This is a genomic window from Streptomyces gobiensis, from assembly GCF_021216675.1.
Taxonomy (GTDB): domain Bacteria; phylum Actinomycetota; class Actinomycetes; order Streptomycetales; family Streptomycetaceae; genus Streptomyces; species Streptomyces gobiensis.
Map to the genome: position 1 here is coordinate 3,370,377 of NZ_CP086120.1, position 17,603 is coordinate 3,387,979.

Sequence of the window (17,603 nt, forward strand, 5' to 3'; positions counted from 1 at the left end):
ATCTGATCTATGTCGGCACAGGACGACTGGCAGCGCGAGGTGTTCCGCGAGCTGGGCGGGGCGGTGGAGACGGCTGGGACAGCCGGGACAGCTGGGACGGCTGAGGCGGCTGCGGGGCCGGTCCCGCAGCCCCAGCCCGTACAGCCCCACTCCGTACAGCCCCAGCCCGTACACCAACAGCCCCCGCAGCCGCCCCGGCTGCCGCCGCCCACACCCGTATCCGTGCCGGTCGTCGCCCCCGAGCTGGCCGAAGCGCGCGGGCGTGCCCGGCACGGCGACTCCATCCCCCAGCGCGCGGGACGGGCGATGCGCCGACTGCTGCTGTCCTCCACCGCCCAGGACACCGCGGTGGCCACCCACACCGCTCAGGTGATCCAGCAGCCGATCACCACGGGCCGCCAGATAGCCGTCACCAGCATTCGCGGCGGAGCCGGGAAGTCCACGGTCGCGGCGCTGCTCTCGCTGACGTACGCGCACTACCGCTCCGACCCGGTCCTCACCGTCGAGGCCGATCCGGCGCTCGGCCCGTTGCCGCTGCGGCTGGGGGCGGCGGAGGTGCGCTGGAGCTGTGCCGATCTGGCGCGCATCATCGACCCCTCCATGCAGATCACGGACATCACCGGCTATCTCGTCCGGCTGTCCAGCGGCGGCTGGCTGCTGCCCGGCAGCCAGGGCGCGGTGGGGGCCCAACTGGATGTGGACATCTACCGGATCGTGATGACGTCGCTGCGCCGTTACTTCGGCACCACCATCGTCGACTGCGAAACGCTCCCGGCCGAACTGGCCCGTACGGCCCTGACCACCACCCAGGCCCGGGTGCTGGTGACCCCCGCCACCGTCGAGGGTCTGGCTGCCACCCGCTCGGTGCTGGACTGGGTGGGCGGCGTACACCGCAGCCTGCTGCCGACCACCGTGGTGGCGCTGACGCACACCTCCCCCGATATGGCCGTTGACGAGCGGCGGGCGGCCGAGCATCTGGGGGTGGGCGGCGCACGGGTGGTGTCCCTGCCCTACGACCGCCACCTCGCCGCGGGCGGTCAGATACAGTCCGCGCTGCTCGGCCAGGCCACCCGGGAAGCGGCGGCCCAGCTGGCCGCCGAGGCCATGGACCGTGCCGTCTCGCGTGGGCGAAGGTGATGAGTACCCACCAGATTCACCGGCCCGCGCGCACCACCCGCCCGCTGGCAGAGCCCGCCGAGCGGTTCATTGAGCCACCGCCGAACCTCCCCGAGGGCAAGTCCGGCTCCGCCGCCACCACGCTGCTGCCGATGGCCGGGGTGATGGGTTCGATGGCGATGATGACGATGATCCGCAGCAGCCAGTTCGCGGCCATCGGCGCCGTCGTGCTGGTCGTCGCCGTCATCGGCGGAATCGCGATGCTGTTCTCCCAGCGCGGCCGGGCACAGCGCACCCGGCGCACCCAGCGGGAGCGCTATCTGGAGTATTTGGAGGAGCTGCGCGAGGAGCTGAGCGCCGAGGACCGCGAACGCCGGGCGGCCGCCCGGGTGCTGGCCCCGCCGCCGGAGGCGCTGTACGACCTGATCGGCGACCCGGCGCGGCTGTGGGAACGGCGGCGGCTGGACCGGGACTTCCTCGACGTACGCATCGCCACCGGCGAAGTGCCGGTACGGAACCTCGCCCTGGAACAGAAGAGCGGCAACATACTGACCCCGCCGGACCGCTTCATGCTGAACGAGGCCGCCGGACTGCAGGAGCGGTTCGCCACCGCGCCGGAGATGCCGCTCACCGTCCCGCTGGACCGGGTCGGCGACGTCAGCGTCATCGGCGAACGCGACGATGTGCTGCGCGTCGTACGCACCCTGCTCATCCAGGCCGCCGTCGCCCACGCCCCCGACGATGTCGCCCTCGCGCTGGCCGCCGACGAGGAGCGGATGGCGGACTGGGAGTGGGTGAAGTGGCTGCCGCACACCCTGGACCCGGAGGCGTACGACGGCCCGGTCAGCGCCCGCCGGATCGCCGCCGGCGCCGGGCAGCTCGGCAAGGGGCTCGCGCCCGAGCTGCGGCAGCGGGCGGCGTACGCGGCCGAGGTACGGCGCGGTCTGGCGGGCCGGGAGGCGCTGGCCATGGCCAAGCGGCTGCTGGTGGTCAGCGACGGCCATGGCGAGGTGGCGCACGAGCTGTCCCGCCCGGACGAGGCCGTGCCGCTGCGCGACATGGGCGTGACCATGCTGCATCTGCTCGCCGAGCGCATCCACGAACCGGGGCAGGTGTCGGTCCGTATCACCGTCGACGGCGACCAGGTGACGGTGACGGACCTACGCGGCCAGGAGCCGGTCACCGTACGCGGCACCGTGGACGAGGTGACGCTGGCGGGCGCCTCCGGCCTCGCCCGGATGCTGGCCCCGCTGCGGCTGTCCCCGGAATCCGCCGCCGCCGGGGCCCCGCTGTCCGGCCCGGTGGACTTCGGGGACCAACTGGGCATCGAGGACCCGGGGGACCTGAGCCTGCGGCGGCTGTGGGCGCCGCGCCGGGGCGACCAGGCGTTCCTGCGGGTGCCGATCGGTCTGGGCGACAACCACGAGCCGGTGCTGCTCGACCTCAAGCAGTCCGCCGACCTCGGTATGGGGCCGCACGGGCTGTGCGTGGGCGCCACCGGCTCCGGCAAGAGCGAGCTGCTGCGCACCCTGGTCCTCGCCCTCGTCGCCACCCACCCGCCGGAGGACCTGGCGATGGTGCTGGTGGACTACAAGGGCGGCGCCACCTTCGCGCCCTTTGAGCCGCTGCCGCATGTCGCGGGCATCATCACCAACCTGGAGAACCGGGCCGGGCTTGTCGAGCGGGTGCACTCCAGCCTCGCCGGTGAGGTCAAGCGCCGCCAGCAGGTGCTCAAGGACGCGGGCAACATCGCGGATATCTCCACCTACGCCGCCGCCCGCGCCGAGCGCCCCGAACTCGACCCGCTGCCCCACCTCTTCGTCGTCATCGACGAGTTCGGCGAACTCCTCACCGCCAAACCCGACTTCATCGACCTCTTCCTCTCCATAGGCCGGATCGGCCGCTCCATCGGCGTCCATCTGCTCCTGTCCAGCCAGCGCATCGAGGGCGGCAAGCTCAAGGGGCTGGACACCTACCTCTCCTACCGGCTGGGCCTGCGCACCTTCTCCCCGGAGGAGTCCCGCACCGTGCTGGACACCCCCGACGCCTTCAATCTGCCGCCCATCCCCGGCTTCGGCTATCTCAAGGTCGACACCAGCGTGTACGAGCGCTTCAAAGCCAGCTATGTCTCCGGGCCCTACCGCGGCCCGGCCCGCCAGGAAGCCGACGACGACGGCCCCGCCGCGCTGCCGTACCCCGCCTACAACACGCTCGACGCCGACACGTCCGAAGGGACCGACGACGGTCCCGCCCCGGCCAGCCGCACCGTCGGCCCCACCCTGCTGTCGACCTTCGTCGACCAGCTCGCCGCCGCCGCGTCGCCGGTGAACCAGATCTGGCTGCCGCCACTGCCTGAAGCGCTCCCACTGGACGCCGTGGGCGGCCCGGTGGAGGCGGGCAAGCGCGGCATGCGGCTCACCCAGCGGCCCACGGGACCCCTGCGCGTGCCGCTGGGGCTGCTGGACGACCCGGCCAAGCAGTGGCAGGGCCAGTGGACACTTGACCTGACCCTCGCGGGCGGCCACGTCGCCATCATCGGCGGCCCGCAGTCGGGCAAGACGACGCTGCTGCGCACCCTCATGCTCTCCCTCGCCCTGACCCACACCCCGCAGGAAGTGGGCATCTACGGCCTCGACCTGGTCGGCGGCGGACTGCAGGCGATGTCCGGGCTGCCGCACGTCGGCGGGGTCGCGGGACGGGCCGACCGGGAGCGGGCCGCCCGCACCGTGGAAGAGATCCGCACCATGCTGGCCGAACGCGAGGAGATCTTCCGCGAGCAGGGCATCGACTCCGTCGACCAGCTGCGGCGGCTGCGCGCCGCCGGGCAGCTCCCGCAGCTCGGCTCCACCGACATCGTGCTCGTCATCGACGGCTTCGGCGGTCTGCGCGAGGACTTCGAGGAGCTGGACGACGCCATCGGCGAGCTGCTCAAGCGCGGCAGCGGGTACGGCATCCATGTGGTCGCCTCCATGCTGCGCTGGAACGACGTACGTATCGCCGTGCAGTCCACCTTCGGTACCCGCGCCGAACTACGGCTCAACGACCCCTCCGACAGCAGCATCGACCGCCGCCTGGCCCAGACCCTCGTCCCCGACGAGCCGGGCCGGGTGCTCACCGACGGCAAGCTCTTCGCCCAGGCCGCTTTGCCCCGGATCGACGGTCTGTCCTGCGGCGACGACCTCGGCACCGCCGCCGAGCACGCCGTACGCACCATCCGCGCGGCCTGGACCGGGCCCGGCGCGCCACCGGTGCGGGTGCTGCCACCGAAGCTGACCACCCGCAAGCTGCCGACCCCGGCGGCCGAGCCGCGGAAAGTCCCCATCGGCCTGGACCAGAGCGCACTACGGCCCGTACTCCTCGACCTGTTCCAGCACGACCAGCACCTGCTCATCTTCGGCGACAGCGAGTGCGGCAAGACCAACCTGCTGGAGCTGATCGCCCGGGGCCTGATCGACCGGTACAGCGAGGACGAGCTCGTCTTCGCCATCATGGACCCCAGGCGCGGCCTGCACAGCCTGGTGCCCGAGCCCTACAGGGGCGGCTACGCGCACAACGCCAAGCTGGCCGCCGCGCTCTCCGCCGGGATCGCCGGGGAGCTGGACAAGCGGATGCCCGACGACACCGTGGCCCCCGAGGTGCTGGCCGCGGGCGGGGCGACGCACAGCGGGCCCGAGATCGTCGTACTCGTCGACGACTACGACATCCTCTCCACGGCCGGGCAGCAGCCGCTGGAGCCGTTCCTCCCCTATATCCCCTCCGCCCAGGACATCGGCCTGCACTTCGTCATCACCCGCCGCGTAGCCGGAGCCTCCCGGGCGCTGTACGAGCCGTTCCTGATGACGCTACGGGAGAGCGGGACCTCAGCCCTGGTGATGACCGGCGACCGCTCGGAGGGCCAGCTCTTCCCGGGCGTCCACCCGGCCCACCGCCCCCCGGGCCGCGGCATGTTCATCCGCCGAGGCGAGCCAAACCGCCTGATCCAGACAGCCCTGACAAACGAGTAAACCCCGACGAGTGTTGTGGGCAGTCGTTCCGCAGGGCGTGGGGGCACCTCCCAGACGGAGTCTGGGGGAGGGTGGGCACAACACGACCCGCACCCGAAGGACAACCGGGGCCTGGGGCGGACAGCCCCAGTTCCGGGAAGGGGCGGGCTTAGGGGAAACCCACCGAACCGAGACGAAACGAGAACGGATGACCACCGACGTAATCGCGCTCACCGAACAAATGCCGGACCCCTGGACCCTGATGGCCGGACTGATGTCCGGCGGCCCCGACACCTCGGTCGCCGCCGCAGGCGACGGCGCGGTGATCCAGCTGTGCGACGCCGAAGGGCGCCCGCTGGCCTCAGTCGAGGCCCCCATGCTGGTCCAGACCCCCGGCGAGATCGCCCGGCTGCTCGGCCCGGACGCCGCCCCCGTCACCGAGCCCATGTGGTGGACCGAGGTACGGGCCGCCACCGCCGCACCCAACTCCCCCCAGCTCGCCGGAACCATCGCCACCCGCCTGGTCGGCCAGCTCGGCGGCGCGGTGTGGCCGCCCGAGGCCACCGCACCGGACGGTGGGGCGGCCGCAGTGCCAGGGGTGACCGCCACGGCCGCCACCGCCGCCGCTCAGCCCGCCGTTGACGTACTCACCGACAAGGTGGCCGCCGTCATCCAGGACCGCCCCGTAGTAGCCATGACGGCCTGGCTCGCCGACGCCCTGCGCGCCACCCGGACCAGCGACCGCGGCCTGCAGATCGTCACCCCGCGCACCGCCCGCCTCACCCTGCCCCTCCGCGCGGCCCTGTCCGGCCTGCCCAACCGCTGGGTGGTACAGGACGGCGAGGGCGGCTACTACGACGGCCTCTCCGGCTCCGAACTCCACTGGCAGGACGGCGCTTTCACCGCCACCGGCACGCTCGCCTCCCCCTACGCCCAACTAGCCGAAACCGGCGAGCACCAGCTCCTGCTCACCTTCGCCACCCGCCACCCCGCTGACCGCGACCTGCTGCTCGGCGGCGCGCTGGAGGCCACCTGGCAGCAGCTCACCGGCGCCGCACCGGCGGGCTGGGGCACCGCGGAACCGGCCAACCTCCCCTGGGACCGCCAGGAACTGACCGACCTGGCCCGGGACCGGGCCCCCGACCCCACCCTGCTCGTGGCCGTCGGCCACCCGGGCCGCCCGGCCATCGCCACCCTGCGGGTCGGCCGCGTCCCCAGCGGCGTCGAGGAGGAGGTCACCCTGGCCCTCGGCTATCCCAAGGACACCGCCCCACCCCTGGACACCCTGCTGGAGCTCGCCGAACAACTCGTCACCGAGCACGGCCTGGTATCCCTGCTGATCCAGCGCCGCCATGCCCGCGCCGACCTGACCATCCCCGCCCACCTGGAAGCCCCTCCGGTCCCGGGCGCCTTCCTCATCGGCAGCGAGGCCGTCCAGGAGATCGGCCCCGCCCAGGCCCGCCGCTCCCCACTGACCGACCCCCCGGTCCAGCTGGGCCGGGGCGCCGACGCGGGGCTCTACTACCCGCTCGGCGACGGGGGCTGGGAGGCCTACCAGCAACTCATGGGGGAGCTGTACCGGGAGGCGAAGCGGAAGGGAAACCCCGGTGGCGCCGGGGGCCATTGACAGCATCGAAAGGGAACCACTGAGCCGCCTGGCGCGTCTCGACAAGAGCGTGTGGACTTGCTCTCGATCGTCACAAAGGCGTTGCATCCACCGGTGCGCCGTCGGATGGTGGTGAGGGCCTGAGCAGTCTTGGCCGCCTCAACGGGAGGGATTGAGCATGAAGTTCGATATGGGGAATCAGGCGCTGTCGACGCTGATGAAGCAGTCGCGGGGCTCATCGACGGACCTTGGGTCGCTGATCAAGCAGTTGATCACTGCGGCGCAGCCGTTGGAGGGGAAGTTCAACGGTGCGGGTAAAGCGGCCTTCGACCAGTTCAAGACCAACGCGGATGGCATCACCAGGTCACTCAATGGCGCCCTGAGTTCGATTCTGGGTGGTCAGCAGGGCATGGAGGCCGCGTTCGGTTCCGGTGAGCAGGAGTCGGCGGACAACGCCCGTCAGGCGATGGGCGCGGCGAACTTCGACGCGGCCCGTTTCTCGGGCCGCTGACCAGAAGGGGGCAGCAGGGACATGGGAAATGCGGACCGGCGTAGTTATGACACGGGTGCCTCGGGCGAGGCGCAGTCGAATCTGCAGGGTGTGATCGCGCAGCTGGAGCGGGTCATCGCGGAGCGGGACCAGCAGGTGAAGGCCGCCATGGCCGACTTCCAGGCCGACGGGGTCTCGGAGCAGTACCACGGCGCTGAGCAGCGGTGGAACAAGTCCGCCAGCGAGGTGCGCTCCATCATCAACCTGCTGAAGTCGACGCTGGAAAAGAACGACGGCACGGCACAGGCAGCACTCAAGCGCGCCAAGGCAGCCGTGGACGGCATCGGCTGATCAGGGGGATGACGGATGTCGCGGTGGGACATCAGCCCACAATCCGCTCAGGGGGTCTTGAAGAAGACCATCGCGGTGGCGGAGAAGCTTCAGGGGCAGGCCAAGTCCTATGGCTCGCATCTGCAGGGCGCAGCCACGAACGCGGGGACGCTCTATATGGGCGAGGGCAAGAGGCCACAGGCTGGTCTGATCGGCGCCGCGCTGGGTGAGTTCGCCGAGGGGAAGAAGGAAGACCTGCTCTTCATCGGGGCACGGGCGGGCAAGTCCCTGAACGGCGCGCAGAACGCCATGAACGCATACCTGCGCGGGGACCAGGCCATGGCTGAACGGGTTCAGCGCGCGGCCACGGCCAGCCCGGACATGGAAAGGATCACGAAGGCGCAGGCGGAGAAGGGGTAGGAGCGGGGGCGTGGCCGAAGAGGTCAAGGAGCAGGTGGACCCGGCCGGTATACCGGAGTTCACCGGCAATCTGGAACAGCTCGACAAAGACATCACCGGACTCAAAAAAGACGCGAGCGCCATCCGCGGAACCGGCTCAGGCGTCCACTCCACCTTCCAGGGCTTGTCGGCGTTCTACGACGCGCCTGAGGCGGAGCAGCTCTTCGCCACCACGAAACCGGTACGGGAGAAGGCCGACGACTTCGCGGACGACCTGGAGAAGGTCACCGCTGCCCTGAGCGGCTACGCGACCGAGGCCCGCCCCCTGGTCGCGAAGCTGAAGCGCCTCAAAGCCGAAGCCACCTCCTTCCTCGGCTCCATCCAGGGCGATGACGACTGGAAGGAAGACGGCGACAAGGTCAAACGCAACAACGACCTTGTCCAGGAGATCTCCGCGACGGTCGCCCAGTTCTGGGAGGCCGAACGCCGCGCCGCCAACAAGATCACCGCGCTGGTCGGCGGCACCCAATGGACGGTCGGCGACGGCTCCGGCGGCAAGAACATGTACGGCCTCAGCGTCGAGGACATGAAGAAAGCCGGAGAAACGCCCTGGGGCAGCGCCGTCGAGCAGGAGTACGCCTGGTACCGGGTGGACCAGCACGCCAAGAGTTTCATCTGGGACGGCGTCATCGTCGACGGGATCTGGGGCACCCTCAAGGGCCTGGGCACCCTGGTCAACCCCTGGAGCGACGGCTTCGCCGACGCCTGGAAGGGTCTGGCCCAGCTGGCCACCGGCATCGCCATGACCTCCGGCCTGGGCGCGCTCACCTACAAGCTGATGCCCGACGGGCCGGTCAAGGACTGGATGAGCGACTCCTGGCAGACCACCAAGCAGGTCGGCAAGGAACTGGTCGCCTGGGACATGTGGAGCGAAAACCCGGCCCGCGCGGCCGGGCTGGTGACCTTCAACGTCGTCACCACCATCGCCACCGGCGGCGCCGGCGCCGCCACCAAGGCCGGCACGGCAGGCAAGGTCCTCAGCGCCGCGGGCAAGGCCGGCAAGGTCATCGACCCCATGACCTACCTCGGCAAGGGCATCGGCACCGGCCTGAAATCCCTCCCGAAGATCACCGACATCACCACCGGCCTGAAAGGCCTCAACTCCATCGAAGCCGTCAGACTCCCCGACGGCAACCTCGCCCTGCCCAACGGCAAAGTCCTGCCCGCCGACGCTCCCCTACGCGACGCCGGCCTGCCCCCGGGCAAGACCGCCCTCGAAATCACCAACAACACGCCCCACATACCCAAAGGCACCATCAAACTCCCCGACGGCACCTACATGACGCCCAAGGGCGACCTCCTGGACTCCACCGGCACCCTCAAACAACCCGCCGACGCCGCCCCCACCGACATCACCACCCGCCCCACCGAAACCCCAGCCGCCCCCCAACGCGAACCCGCCCTGGTCGGCGCCAACACACCCGACAACCTCCCGGGCACCAACGACCTCCCCGGCCCCGGCGGCACAGCCCCCGACGGCCCCACCGCCTCCACCAAAGGCCCCGAAACCCTCGGCCCCGGCGCTGGCCCCCGCGACAACCCCACCGGCACCCCCGTCCGAGAGGCCACCGGCGGCCCAAGCGGCGGCACCGGGAACCCAAACCCACCCAGCAACACAGCAGGCTCCGGCCCAGCTACCGGCGGCCCTGCCCCCGAACCCCCAACGGGCGGCGCGGGCAGGGGCGCCGAAGCTGCAGCAGGCGATGTTGGGAAGGCTCCCGAGCTCTCCACCAGCGCAGAAGCCCCGTCGGGTGGTGCCGGTAAGGGAGCGGAGCCCCCCACTGGTGCTATCGACTCCGAAGCTGCCCCGGGCGCCGCCAGCCGGGAGGTTCCCGACCGCCTAAGTGCAAGTGACGATCTTCCCGGTCAGCGCAACGACGACGCAGGCGCACCGCGAGACCCGGATGATCACGGGCTAGGCGGTAATGAAAACTGGGGCACACACAATGGCGAGTCCGTGGACTACGCCGAGGTGCCTGACCGCAAAGCAGTGTCCGTATACGAGCGCATTCGAGCGAATACGGATGATGTGCCGAGCATCGCCGATAACACCGGAATCGATTCCGGCATTCTCACAAGAGTGAAGGAGCACCTCTTCCTGAACAAGCATGACGTGCAGGTAGGACCTAACCAGACCAGGCAAGGCGTATACTTCACCGCTTACGATGAGATCGCGGATCTGTGGACAAAGGCCGAGAGAGGGACGCTCAAGAGTATCGATGAGGGGTCCTTTCGCGGCCTCATCGCTCACGAGTACGTTGAGAGTCGGCTCATGGAGGCGGGTCTCCCGTATCGTTCGGATCATGCGGCTGCCTGGGAGCCGGGCAGCTCCGAACTGGATCCGAGCTTGCTTGGAGCGCACGACGTAGCCCCCATATCGTTCCGAGGTGCTCCGATTACGGCCGAGGGCACTCTGAAGCGCTGGCCGAAGATGGGACTCATACCTCCGAGCGTGAAGATTGCCGACGACCTGTCCAACCTGGACGAGGTGGTCAACGCCGCCAAGAAAGGACTGAGCTTGTGACGCGCCAGGGTTCAGCGAATGCAATGGTCGAGCGTCTTGTCGCCATTGACTGGACGGACTGGGATACAGCCGATGACCATGCTGTATCGCGATCCATGCTCTTGCGTGAGTACCTTCGCCGTGCCGCGCTGTGGGTGCAGGAGTTGGGAGGTACGGACGAATGGCCTTTCTTCGATATCGCGGAACGCATCGACCCTTCCGTACCTTCCGACCAAGAGCTTATTGATCGACTGGAAAAATTCACATCGGAGAACGTTCCGGGTCTGACGACAAGGAAGATGTGCCGAGCAGCTGTCAACTGGGCAGCGCTTCAGGAAGTGGCTCATCCCCGGCTCGGCGAGCTTGATGACCCGTACGAACCCTTGGTCATGCTGTATGCGCGGGGCGGCGGATTCACGGTAGAGAATGGAGTGGCTGATTTCTTGTTCGTGCCCGTTCCGCTCGGGACATGGCAGGAGCATGTTGCGGAAAAGCCGGTTGTCGCGCTCGATCCAGCTATGCTGGACGCCTTGGACGCAGAGTCAAGCAACTGAAGCCTTTGATCCTTAGAGTGCAAAAGCTATAAGGCATTCCGAGGGGGGTGAGTTCATCGCTCCGTTTTCATAGACAGGACGTGAAGATGCTGCCCGCTGACGAGGAAGTAGCAGCAGTAGTCCGTGAGTGGATGGGATCCTCCGATGATCGACCGCTAGATCTCGCGGGCCTATACTTAAGCGGAGCAGACCTCAGCGGAGCCGATCTTTCCGAGGGACTTTTCACCGAGACCGACTTCCGCCACGTCGCTTTGATCAGCACTGACTTGTACCGCGCCCATCTTGAAGGGGCGAATCTCACTTCCGCGGACCTCTCCAACGCCTGCCTCGTGAAGGCGACCTTGGACGAAGCTGCGCTGTGCTCTGCGAACCTGGACCACGCTGACTTGGGAAGTGCCTCCCTCTGGGGAGTCGACGCCAGGGCCGCAAGCTTCCGGGGCGCCACCCTGGACGGTGCGTCGTTGCTGCGAGTCAAGCTGGCCGGTGCAGACCTTTCCGACGCAACCGTTGCGGAGTCGTCCTTCAATGTTGTTCTCGACGAGCAAACGGTCGTTACCGGGTTGTCAGGCACGGTGTTCGGTCCGGCAACCCTGACAGAAGGCGAAGCATCTCGTGAACTCGCCGGAGCGGACCTCGAGCGGTGGTTGAATGATCGCGGCGCACAGGTAGAGGTGCTATCCCCTCGAAGGTCGAGGTAGTGATGCTTGGGTTCCACAATCTTGCCATCGAGATCACGCTGAAACTCTGGCTGACCCAGCCAGCGAACGGTGAATGAACCTTCTCAACACTGTCGAGCACCCCTGAAGCACTGAACTTACCGAGTGCTCGGGCGCAGGCCTTTCGGACGGAGTCGATATCCCGTGGCCTTGGGACCGTTCGTCTGACAAGGTGCCAACTATGTCCGAGCCCGAAGCGCCGCCACACGACGTTACAGACCTTCGCCGACGCGAAGCCCTAGGTCACCGCATGAAGTTCTTGTTCTTCTGGGGCCACCAGCCGTCCCGAAGTGGGGGAATTGGCCCGGGCTCTCTCAGCCAGTGGTGGCCGACGACTTTCACCGTCGAAGGTGATACGTACGCCAGCGCCGAGCACTTCATGATGGTGGCCAAAGCACGGCTCTTCGGCGACGAGCTGACCGCCCAACGTATCCTGGCCGCCCCTCATCCAGGCACAGCCAAGGCACTGGGCCGCCAAGTCGTCGGCTTCGACGAACAGACCTGGGTAGCCCATCGCTACGACATCGTCATCCAAGCGAACATGGCCAAGTTCGAGCAGGACCCAGGTCTGCGTGACTACCTCCGGACGACGGCGGGGCGGGTGCTCGTTGAAGCCAGTCCCCTCGACCGAATCTGGGGCATCGGTCTCGCCGCCGACGATGAACGTGCCAGCCGACCATCGCAGTGGCGAGGGCTGAACCTTCTCGGTTTCGCGCTCATGGAAGTCCGCGCAGCCCTCGCCCGTTGACGCGGCAATGTGCGTTCCCGGCAGGTCCTGCTGCTGGCGGACGAAGGCTGCCAAGGCACCGGTGCCCTTTAAAGCTCTACCGCAGTAACCGAGTCAAGGGGCGGGCCGATGTGCTCGGCTTTCGAGCCGTGTGGTGACCTGTGGTCATCGGAGTCCCCATTCCGCCGCTAGGCGGCTGGGGGTGCCTCCTGGGAACCCAGCTGCCTGTCGCTGCCCGACGAAGCTCTTCGAGTGCGGTGGGCCAGGCGTACGCGAAGTCCTTCCGGTAGTCGGCGCCGAGTTCGCCGTGCTGGTCCCAGTGACCGTGCCACATCAACGACGAGCGTGCCCGACGCCCGCTCCTTGAACGACACCGCAACCTCCGTGGCCTGGTCCGCGCTGGGGGGCTCACGGCGTGCGGTTCCGACAGCGCATCGGATGGCGCTCAGCCCTCCAAGGAGGCGCCTACTAAAGCGCCGGAGCCATCACCTACCTGGAACGATTCGGACACGGTGCTGGAGACCGGGGCCAAGGTCAAGCAGGCTCTGCCCGATATCCAGGCGATGCCCGGCTGGCGGCCGAAGGTGTCGGCAGACGTCCACCCCGGTGAATCCGTCGCAGAACAGGCCAAGCTGCGGGGCAACGCCAAGTTCACGTCGACGGACGACACGTACGTCAGCTTCGAGATGCTCACCTTCACGAGTAAGCAGGAAGCTGGCGCCCACTTGAAGGACGTTTTCGGAGAGATCGACCGGAAGAAGAGGCCGCGGCTGGAAATGCCCACGATCGGCAACGAAAGCCAGGCCTACCAGCCGGGCGGTATCACGGTCACCATGAGGGTCGGCACCGTGGTCGCCGACGTGTCGGTGGAGGGCAAGGCAATTGACCCGAAGCTCTTGCAAGAGGCAGCCGTCATGTTCGCCAAGCGGATCCAGCAGGTCCAAAGCGGAGATACAGTCAACGCCTCCTTGTACGGCAACTGAGTGCGTGTTTTTTGAAGGCTGCGGGACCTCTTCAGCCACCTCGCGCCGCGCCTGCGTATCGTGAGGTCCGACGTCGTGGACCACCTGCAGGCCACGCCCGGCACCTACGACGTGCTCTACAGCGTCTTCGGCGCGGTCGACTTCACCGACCCGCGGGAACTGCTGCCGGCCGCGAGTGCCGCGCTACGGCCCGGGGGACGGCTGGTGTTCTCCACCCTCGCCCACTACCTCACCGGGGCGCCCGCCCCGCCAGATGCCGTGGCCGCCTACATCCCGGCGAAGACCCCCGACGGGGAGGCGACCACGATGCGCCGTTGGGTCCTCCAGGAGCAGGTGTGGACCAAGTTCCTCGACGAGGCCGGGTCCATGGACATCGGCATCGAGGTCCTGCCGCCCACTGCCGAAGGGCCACGCACAGCAGGCACCCTGCTGGTGTCGGCCTTCCGCCACACGATCTGACCGCACTCGGAGCGTCGTTACCCCGGCCTGTACAGATGAACCGGCCCTCAGCACCCGACCAGGATCAGTGACTGGTGGCTTCCTGTACCTCGATTTCGTACGGCAGGGACGTCAGCGAGGCGAGGCGTTCTGCCACTTCTTCGCGTGCATCGCCGGGCACCGATACCACGACCACCGTAGGGGCGTCCGGCTTGTTGTAGCTGGTGAACTCCGCAGGGCTCATGGTGTCGGTGACCAAGGTCCACAGGGTGCGACGAGCTTGATCGAGTGCGTCTTCGCGCACGGTCATCGAGACGAAGGTGCGAAGTGCCATGTCGGGAATCCCTCGGACAGAGTTGTCTCCCCAGCATCTCTCTGGCCGACCCGGCGTAGCTTGCGATATCAGCAGGGCACCGGGGTGTGAGGTCCGGACGGCATCCTGCAAGGCGCTGACGCCGAGAACTGAGCAGGCAGGCCTGTCACTTCTGCGCCTTGCATTCACCCAATGGTGTAGATCATCTGTGGTCTGTGTGATCTACTCGGATTTCGCCCTTGATGATCTAGAGGCGGCCCCGGAATGACCAGGCGGCACTCTGCACGACCTTGGGCGCGCCCGGCTGCACGCACCATCCGCACAACAGAAAAGGGCCACCGTGCATTTGACTCCGCATGAGCAGGAGCGCTTGCTGATCCACGTCGCGGCCGACGTGGCACAGAAGCGCCGTGATCGCGGGCTGCGCCTCAACTATCCCGAGGTCATGGCCCTGTTAACCGTGTACGCCTTTGAACAGGCGCGCGACGGCAAGACGGTCAGCGACATCATGGATGAAGGCCGACGGCTGTTCACTCGCGACGACGTGATGGACGGCGTCCCGGAGATGATTAAGAACGTCCAGGTGGAGGCCACCTTCCCGGACGGCACCAAGCTGGTCACCATCCACGACCCCATCCCGGAGGCGGTGGAGGAGCCCGAGATTTACCCGGGCAAGGTCGAGCACCCGGAGCCGCCCCGCAAGGCGGAATGTTCGGTCGACTGCGACGACGCCAACAACTCATCCCCGTGCTGCGACGAGTGCGATGACACGGCCTCCCGGCACGCTGCGATCTACTTCAACGTGCACCTGGACGGGGACACGTCCGCGGGCGCGGCAAGCCTTCAGGACAGTAAGACGACGATCAAGGTGAAGAACACGTCGGACCGCCCCCTCCAGGTCGGCTCCCACTATCACTTCGCCGAGGTCAACCCAGGGCTCACGGTCCTCAGCGTCAAGGGTTCGAGGGGTTGGACGACCCCCGCTTCCAGCAAGCTCTGGGACTGCCCGGAAGCGAAGGGGCGGCGGCTCAATATCGCCGCAGGCACATCCGTGCGCTTCGAGCCCGGTGACGAGTGCTGCGTCGAGCTGGTGGCGATCCAGGGCACCGCCACCTCGGGCCTGCCCAAGATCCAGGGACTGCGCGAAGGGACCGTCTGATGAGCAAGAGGCAGCAGCAGAGCAACGAGCTGACGCGGGCTGACTACACCGCCCTGTACGGGCCGACGACGAATGACCGGGTCCGGCTCGCCGACACCGACCTCACCTTAGAGATCGAGGCCGACTGGAGCGGCGGTCCGTCGTACAGCGGCCACGAGATGATCTTCGGCGGCGGCAAGGTGATCCGCGAATCGATGGGCATGTCGCACATCGCCAGGGACGGGAAGGACAGCGGGGCCACGGTCACAGGGCACAAGCCCGTGGACACCGTCATCACGGGTGCGCTGATCCTCGACTGGTGGGGCGTGGTCAAGGCCGACATCGGCATCCGCGACGCTGAGATCGCGGCCATCGGCAAGGCGTACAACCCCGAAACGATGGACCCGATCAAGCATTTCGAGATGCCGGGCGGTTTCGGCGCGAGGTTCACCGATCAGGGGCAGGCGGCCTTCACCACGGCCACTGTGAAGCCGGAGAACTTCGTGGTCGGCCCGAGCACCGAGGTCATCTCCGGCAATGGGCGGATCCTCACCGCTGGCGGCGTGGACACCCACGTCCACTTCATCTGCCCCGGGGAGATCCACGAGGCCCTCGCCTCGGGCGTGACCACCCTCATCGGCGGCGGCACCGGACCGGCCGAGGGCAGCACGGCCACCACCGTGACCCCGGGCGCGTGGCACATCACCCGGCTCTTCGAGGCGCTGGACGAGTTCCCCATCAACATCGGCGTGCTCGGCAAGGGCAGCACGATGAACAAGGCCGAGCTCGAAGCACAGGTGGACGCCGGTGCCTGCGGCCTCAAGGTCCACGAGGACTGGGGCGCCACGCCCGCGGTGCTCGACAAGGCCCTGGAGGTCTGCGAAGAACGCAAGATCCAAGTCGCCCTGCACGCCGACTCGCTGAACGAGTCCGGATTCCTGGAAGACACCCGTCACGCCTTCGTCAAGAAGGACACCAACGGGAATCCAGTGGACGCCCAGGGCAACCCCACAGCTGACGAAGACGAGTATGTGCGCCGCCCCATCCACATCTTCCACGTCGAAGGTGCCGGAGGCGGTCACGCTCCGGACATGATCGAGCTGGTCAAGGACGCCAACGTCCTCCCGGCCTCGACCAATCCGACGCGTCCCCTGACGGTCAACACCGTCAAGGAACACATCGACATGATGATCGTCTGCCACCACCTCAACCCGGAGATCCCGGCGGACATGGCCTTCGCCGACTCCCGGATCCGGCCCTCCACCATGGCAGCGGAGGATCTCCTCCACGACATGGGCGCCATCTCGATGATGTCCTCCGACGCGCAGGCCATGGGCCGTATCGGCGAGATGGTCATGCGCACCTGGCAGACCGCGCACGTCATGAAGTGCCGCTACGGGCCGCTGCGAGAGGACCTCGACGCCGCGAAGATCCGCGACATCGCCGATGACACGGATGCCAAGGGCCACGAGCACAACGAGAAGCAACTGCTGCCGAACGACAACTTCCGGGCGCGCCGGTACGTCGCCAAGTACACGATCAACCCGGCGATCACACACGGCATCGACAAGTACGTCGGCTCCGTACAGCGGGGCAAGCTGGCCGACCTGGTGCTGTGGGAACCGAAGTTCTTCGGCGTGAAGATGCACATGGTCGTCAAGGGCGGCCAGCTCGCCTACGCACAGGTCGGCGACGCCAACGCCTCCATCACCACCCCGCAGCCCTACCTGCCGCGCCCGGTCTGGGGCGCCAGCGGCCGCTCCCCTGGGCGCAACTCGCTCAACTTCGTTGCTGAGAACGTGGGCGCCAAGCTGTCCAGCTACGAGAAGAATTCCGACGGGACCGCCAAGAAGTGCGCCGACGGCACCTTCGTGAGGAAGACCGCTGAGGTCACCAGCAAGGAGAAGCGGGGTGACGATGAGATCACGGTGACGAGGCCCGAGGGTCTCGGGCTTGAGAAGGACTTCGTGGACATCACGGATACCCGGTGTATCACCAAGGCCTCCATGCTGCTGAACGACCGGGGCGCAGAGGGCAAGGAGCTGGACCTGGAGGTCAGCCACAACAGCTTCGATGTCACCATCGGCGGTGCGACCACGGCGGACGCGCGTGCCGAGATCGACAAGGCGACCGTGCCGCGTTCCTACGTGAACGAAGTACCCATGGCACAGCGGTACTTCCTCTTCTGAGCTGCTGCCGTGTGCCCGGGCGGACACGCCACGTTCGCCCGGACTCACGGCGGTCGGC

Annotated in this window: 14 protein-coding genes and 2 pseudogenes; 15 read left to right on the forward strand and 1 reads right to left on the reverse strand. The window is 67.8% G+C overall.

Annotation, left to right across the window (positions count from 1 at the left end; genetic code table 11):
• Window positions 1-9: 9 nt before the first annotated feature.
• The 12 genes and pseudogenes from test1122_RS15750 to test1122_RS15805 form a co-directional block, all read left to right on the forward strand.
• Entirely contained in the window at window positions 10-1,137 is a 1,128-nt protein-coding gene (locus tag test1122_RS15750; RefSeq protein ID WP_232269805.1) for a CpaE/TadZ family protein, read from the forward strand.
• Entirely contained in the window at window positions 1,137-5,120 is a 3,984-nt protein-coding gene (gene eccCa, locus test1122_RS15755; protein WP_232269806.1) for a type VII secretion protein EccCa, read from the forward strand. The genes test1122_RS15750 and eccCa overlap by 1 nt, the downstream gene beginning before the upstream one ends.
• Before the next feature lie 187 nt (window positions 5,121-5,307).
• Window positions 5,308-6,726, forward strand: coding sequence for a DUF6177 family protein (locus test1122_RS15760; protein WP_232269807.1), 1,419 nt, complete (start codon window positions 5,308-5,310; stop codon window positions 6,724-6,726).
• Window positions 6,727-6,883: 157 nt separating this feature from the next.
• Window positions 6,884-7,216, forward strand: a complete 333-nt coding sequence (locus test1122_RS15765; protein WP_232269808.1) for a hypothetical protein — start codon at window positions 6,884-6,886, stop codon at window positions 7,214-7,216.
• A gap of 21 nt (window positions 7,217-7,237) precedes the next feature.
• Window positions 7,238-7,546 (forward strand): pore-forming ESAT-6 family protein, encoded by a 309-nt coding sequence (locus test1122_RS15770; RefSeq protein ID WP_232269809.1) that lies wholly within the window; start codon window positions 7,238-7,240, stop codon window positions 7,544-7,546.
• A gap of 15 nt (window positions 7,547-7,561) precedes the next feature.
• Window positions 7,562-7,945, forward strand: a complete 384-nt coding sequence (locus test1122_RS15775) for a DUF6507 family protein (protein ID WP_277879837.1) — start codon at window positions 7,562-7,564, stop codon at window positions 7,943-7,945.
• A gap of 10 nt (window positions 7,946-7,955) precedes the next feature.
• Window positions 7,956-10,508 (forward strand): hypothetical protein, encoded by a 2,553-nt coding sequence (locus test1122_RS15780; RefSeq protein ID WP_232269811.1) that lies wholly within the window; start codon window positions 7,956-7,958, stop codon window positions 10,506-10,508.
• Window positions 10,505-11,041 carry a hypothetical protein gene (locus test1122_RS15785; RefSeq protein ID WP_232269812.1) on the forward strand — a complete coding sequence of 179 codons (537 nt, stop codon included), beginning with the start codon at window positions 10,505-10,507 and terminating at the stop codon, window positions 11,039-11,041. The genes test1122_RS15780 and test1122_RS15785 overlap by 4 nt, the downstream gene beginning before the upstream one ends.
• 86 nt (window positions 11,042-11,127) lie before the next feature.
• Complete coding sequence (locus tag test1122_RS15790; RefSeq protein WP_232271925.1) at window positions 11,128-11,739, forward strand: pentapeptide repeat-containing protein; 612 nt, start codon at window positions 11,128-11,130, stop codon at window positions 11,737-11,739.
• 268 nt (window positions 11,740-12,007) lie between these two features.
• Window positions 12,008-12,505: an NADAR family protein gene (locus test1122_RS15795; protein WP_338423545.1), complete on the forward strand. Its 498-nt coding sequence runs from the start codon at window positions 12,008-12,010 to the stop codon at window positions 12,503-12,505.
• A gap of 491 nt (window positions 12,506-12,996) precedes the next feature.
• The gene (locus test1122_RS15800) at window positions 12,997-13,467 is read left to right on the forward strand and encodes a hypothetical protein (RefSeq protein ID WP_232269814.1); all 471 of its coding nucleotides are present in this window, start codon (window positions 12,997-12,999) and stop codon (window positions 13,465-13,467) included.
• Between the two features lie 27 nt (window positions 13,468-13,494).
• A pseudogene (locus test1122_RS15805) lies at window positions 13,495-13,926 on the forward strand (class I SAM-dependent methyltransferase); the annotation flags it as partial.
• Between the two features lie 64 nt (window positions 13,927-13,990).
• Here test1122_RS15805 and test1122_RS15810 read toward each other — a convergent pair.
• Window positions 13,991-14,239, reverse strand: a complete 249-nt coding sequence (locus test1122_RS15810) for a hypothetical protein (protein ID WP_232269815.1) — start codon at window positions 14,237-14,239, stop codon at window positions 13,991-13,993.
• A gap of 319 nt (window positions 14,240-14,558) precedes the next feature.
• On the opposite strand from test1122_RS15810, the pseudogene test1122_RS15815 reads away from it, so the two are divergent.
• The 3 genes and pseudogenes from test1122_RS15815 to test1122_RS15825 form a co-directional block, all read left to right on the forward strand.
• A pseudogene (locus tag test1122_RS15815) lies at window positions 14,559-14,855 on the forward strand (urease subunit gamma); the annotation flags it as partial.
• Window positions 14,841-15,377 (forward strand): urease subunit beta, encoded by a 537-nt coding sequence (locus tag test1122_RS15820; protein WP_422397077.1) that lies wholly within the window; start codon window positions 14,841-14,843, stop codon window positions 15,375-15,377. The pseudogene test1122_RS15815 and the gene test1122_RS15820, both read left to right, overlap by 15 nt.
• A complete protein-coding gene (locus test1122_RS15825) occupies window positions 15,377-17,545 on the forward strand; it encodes an urease subunit alpha (RefSeq protein WP_232269816.1) in 2,169 nt (722 codons plus the stop codon). The genes test1122_RS15820 and test1122_RS15825 overlap by 1 nt, the downstream gene beginning before the upstream one ends.
• The last annotated feature ends 58 nt before the right edge of the window (window positions 17,546-17,603 follow it).

Bases quoted from the DNA above. Each gene is read 5' to 3' on its own strand.
- test1122_RS15750 (WP_232269805.1), top strand. From the start codon at position 10: ATGTCGGCACAGGACGACTGGCAGCGCGAGGTGTTCCGCGAGCTGGGC.
- eccCa (WP_232269806.1), top strand. From the start codon at position 1,137: ATGAGTACCCACCAGATTCACCGGCCCGCGCGCACCACCCGCCCGCTG.
- test1122_RS15760 (WP_232269807.1), top strand. From the start codon at position 5,308: ATGACCACCGACGTAATCGCGCTCACCGAACAAATGCCGGACCCCTGG.
- test1122_RS15765 (WP_232269808.1), top strand. From the start codon at position 6,884: ATGAAGTTCGATATGGGGAATCAGGCGCTGTCGACGCTGATGAAGCAG.
- test1122_RS15770 (WP_232269809.1), top strand. From the start codon at position 7,238: ATGGGAAATGCGGACCGGCGTAGTTATGACACGGGTGCCTCGGGCGAG.
- test1122_RS15775 (WP_277879837.1), top strand. From the start codon at position 7,562: ATGTCGCGGTGGGACATCAGCCCACAATCCGCTCAGGGGGTCTTGAAG.
- test1122_RS15790 (WP_232271925.1), top strand. From the start codon at position 11,128: ATGCTGCCCGCTGACGAGGAAGTAGCAGCAGTAGTCCGTGAGTGGATG.
- test1122_RS15795 (WP_338423545.1), top strand. From the start codon at position 12,008: ATGAAGTTCTTGTTCTTCTGGGGCCACCAGCCGTCCCGAAGTGGGGGA.
- test1122_RS15810 (WP_232269815.1), bottom strand. From the start codon at position 14,239: ATGGCACTTCGCACCTTCGTCTCGATGACCGTGCGCGAAGACGCACTC.
- test1122_RS15825 (WP_232269816.1), top strand. From the start codon at position 15,377: ATGAGCAAGAGGCAGCAGCAGAGCAACGAGCTGACGCGGGCTGACTAC.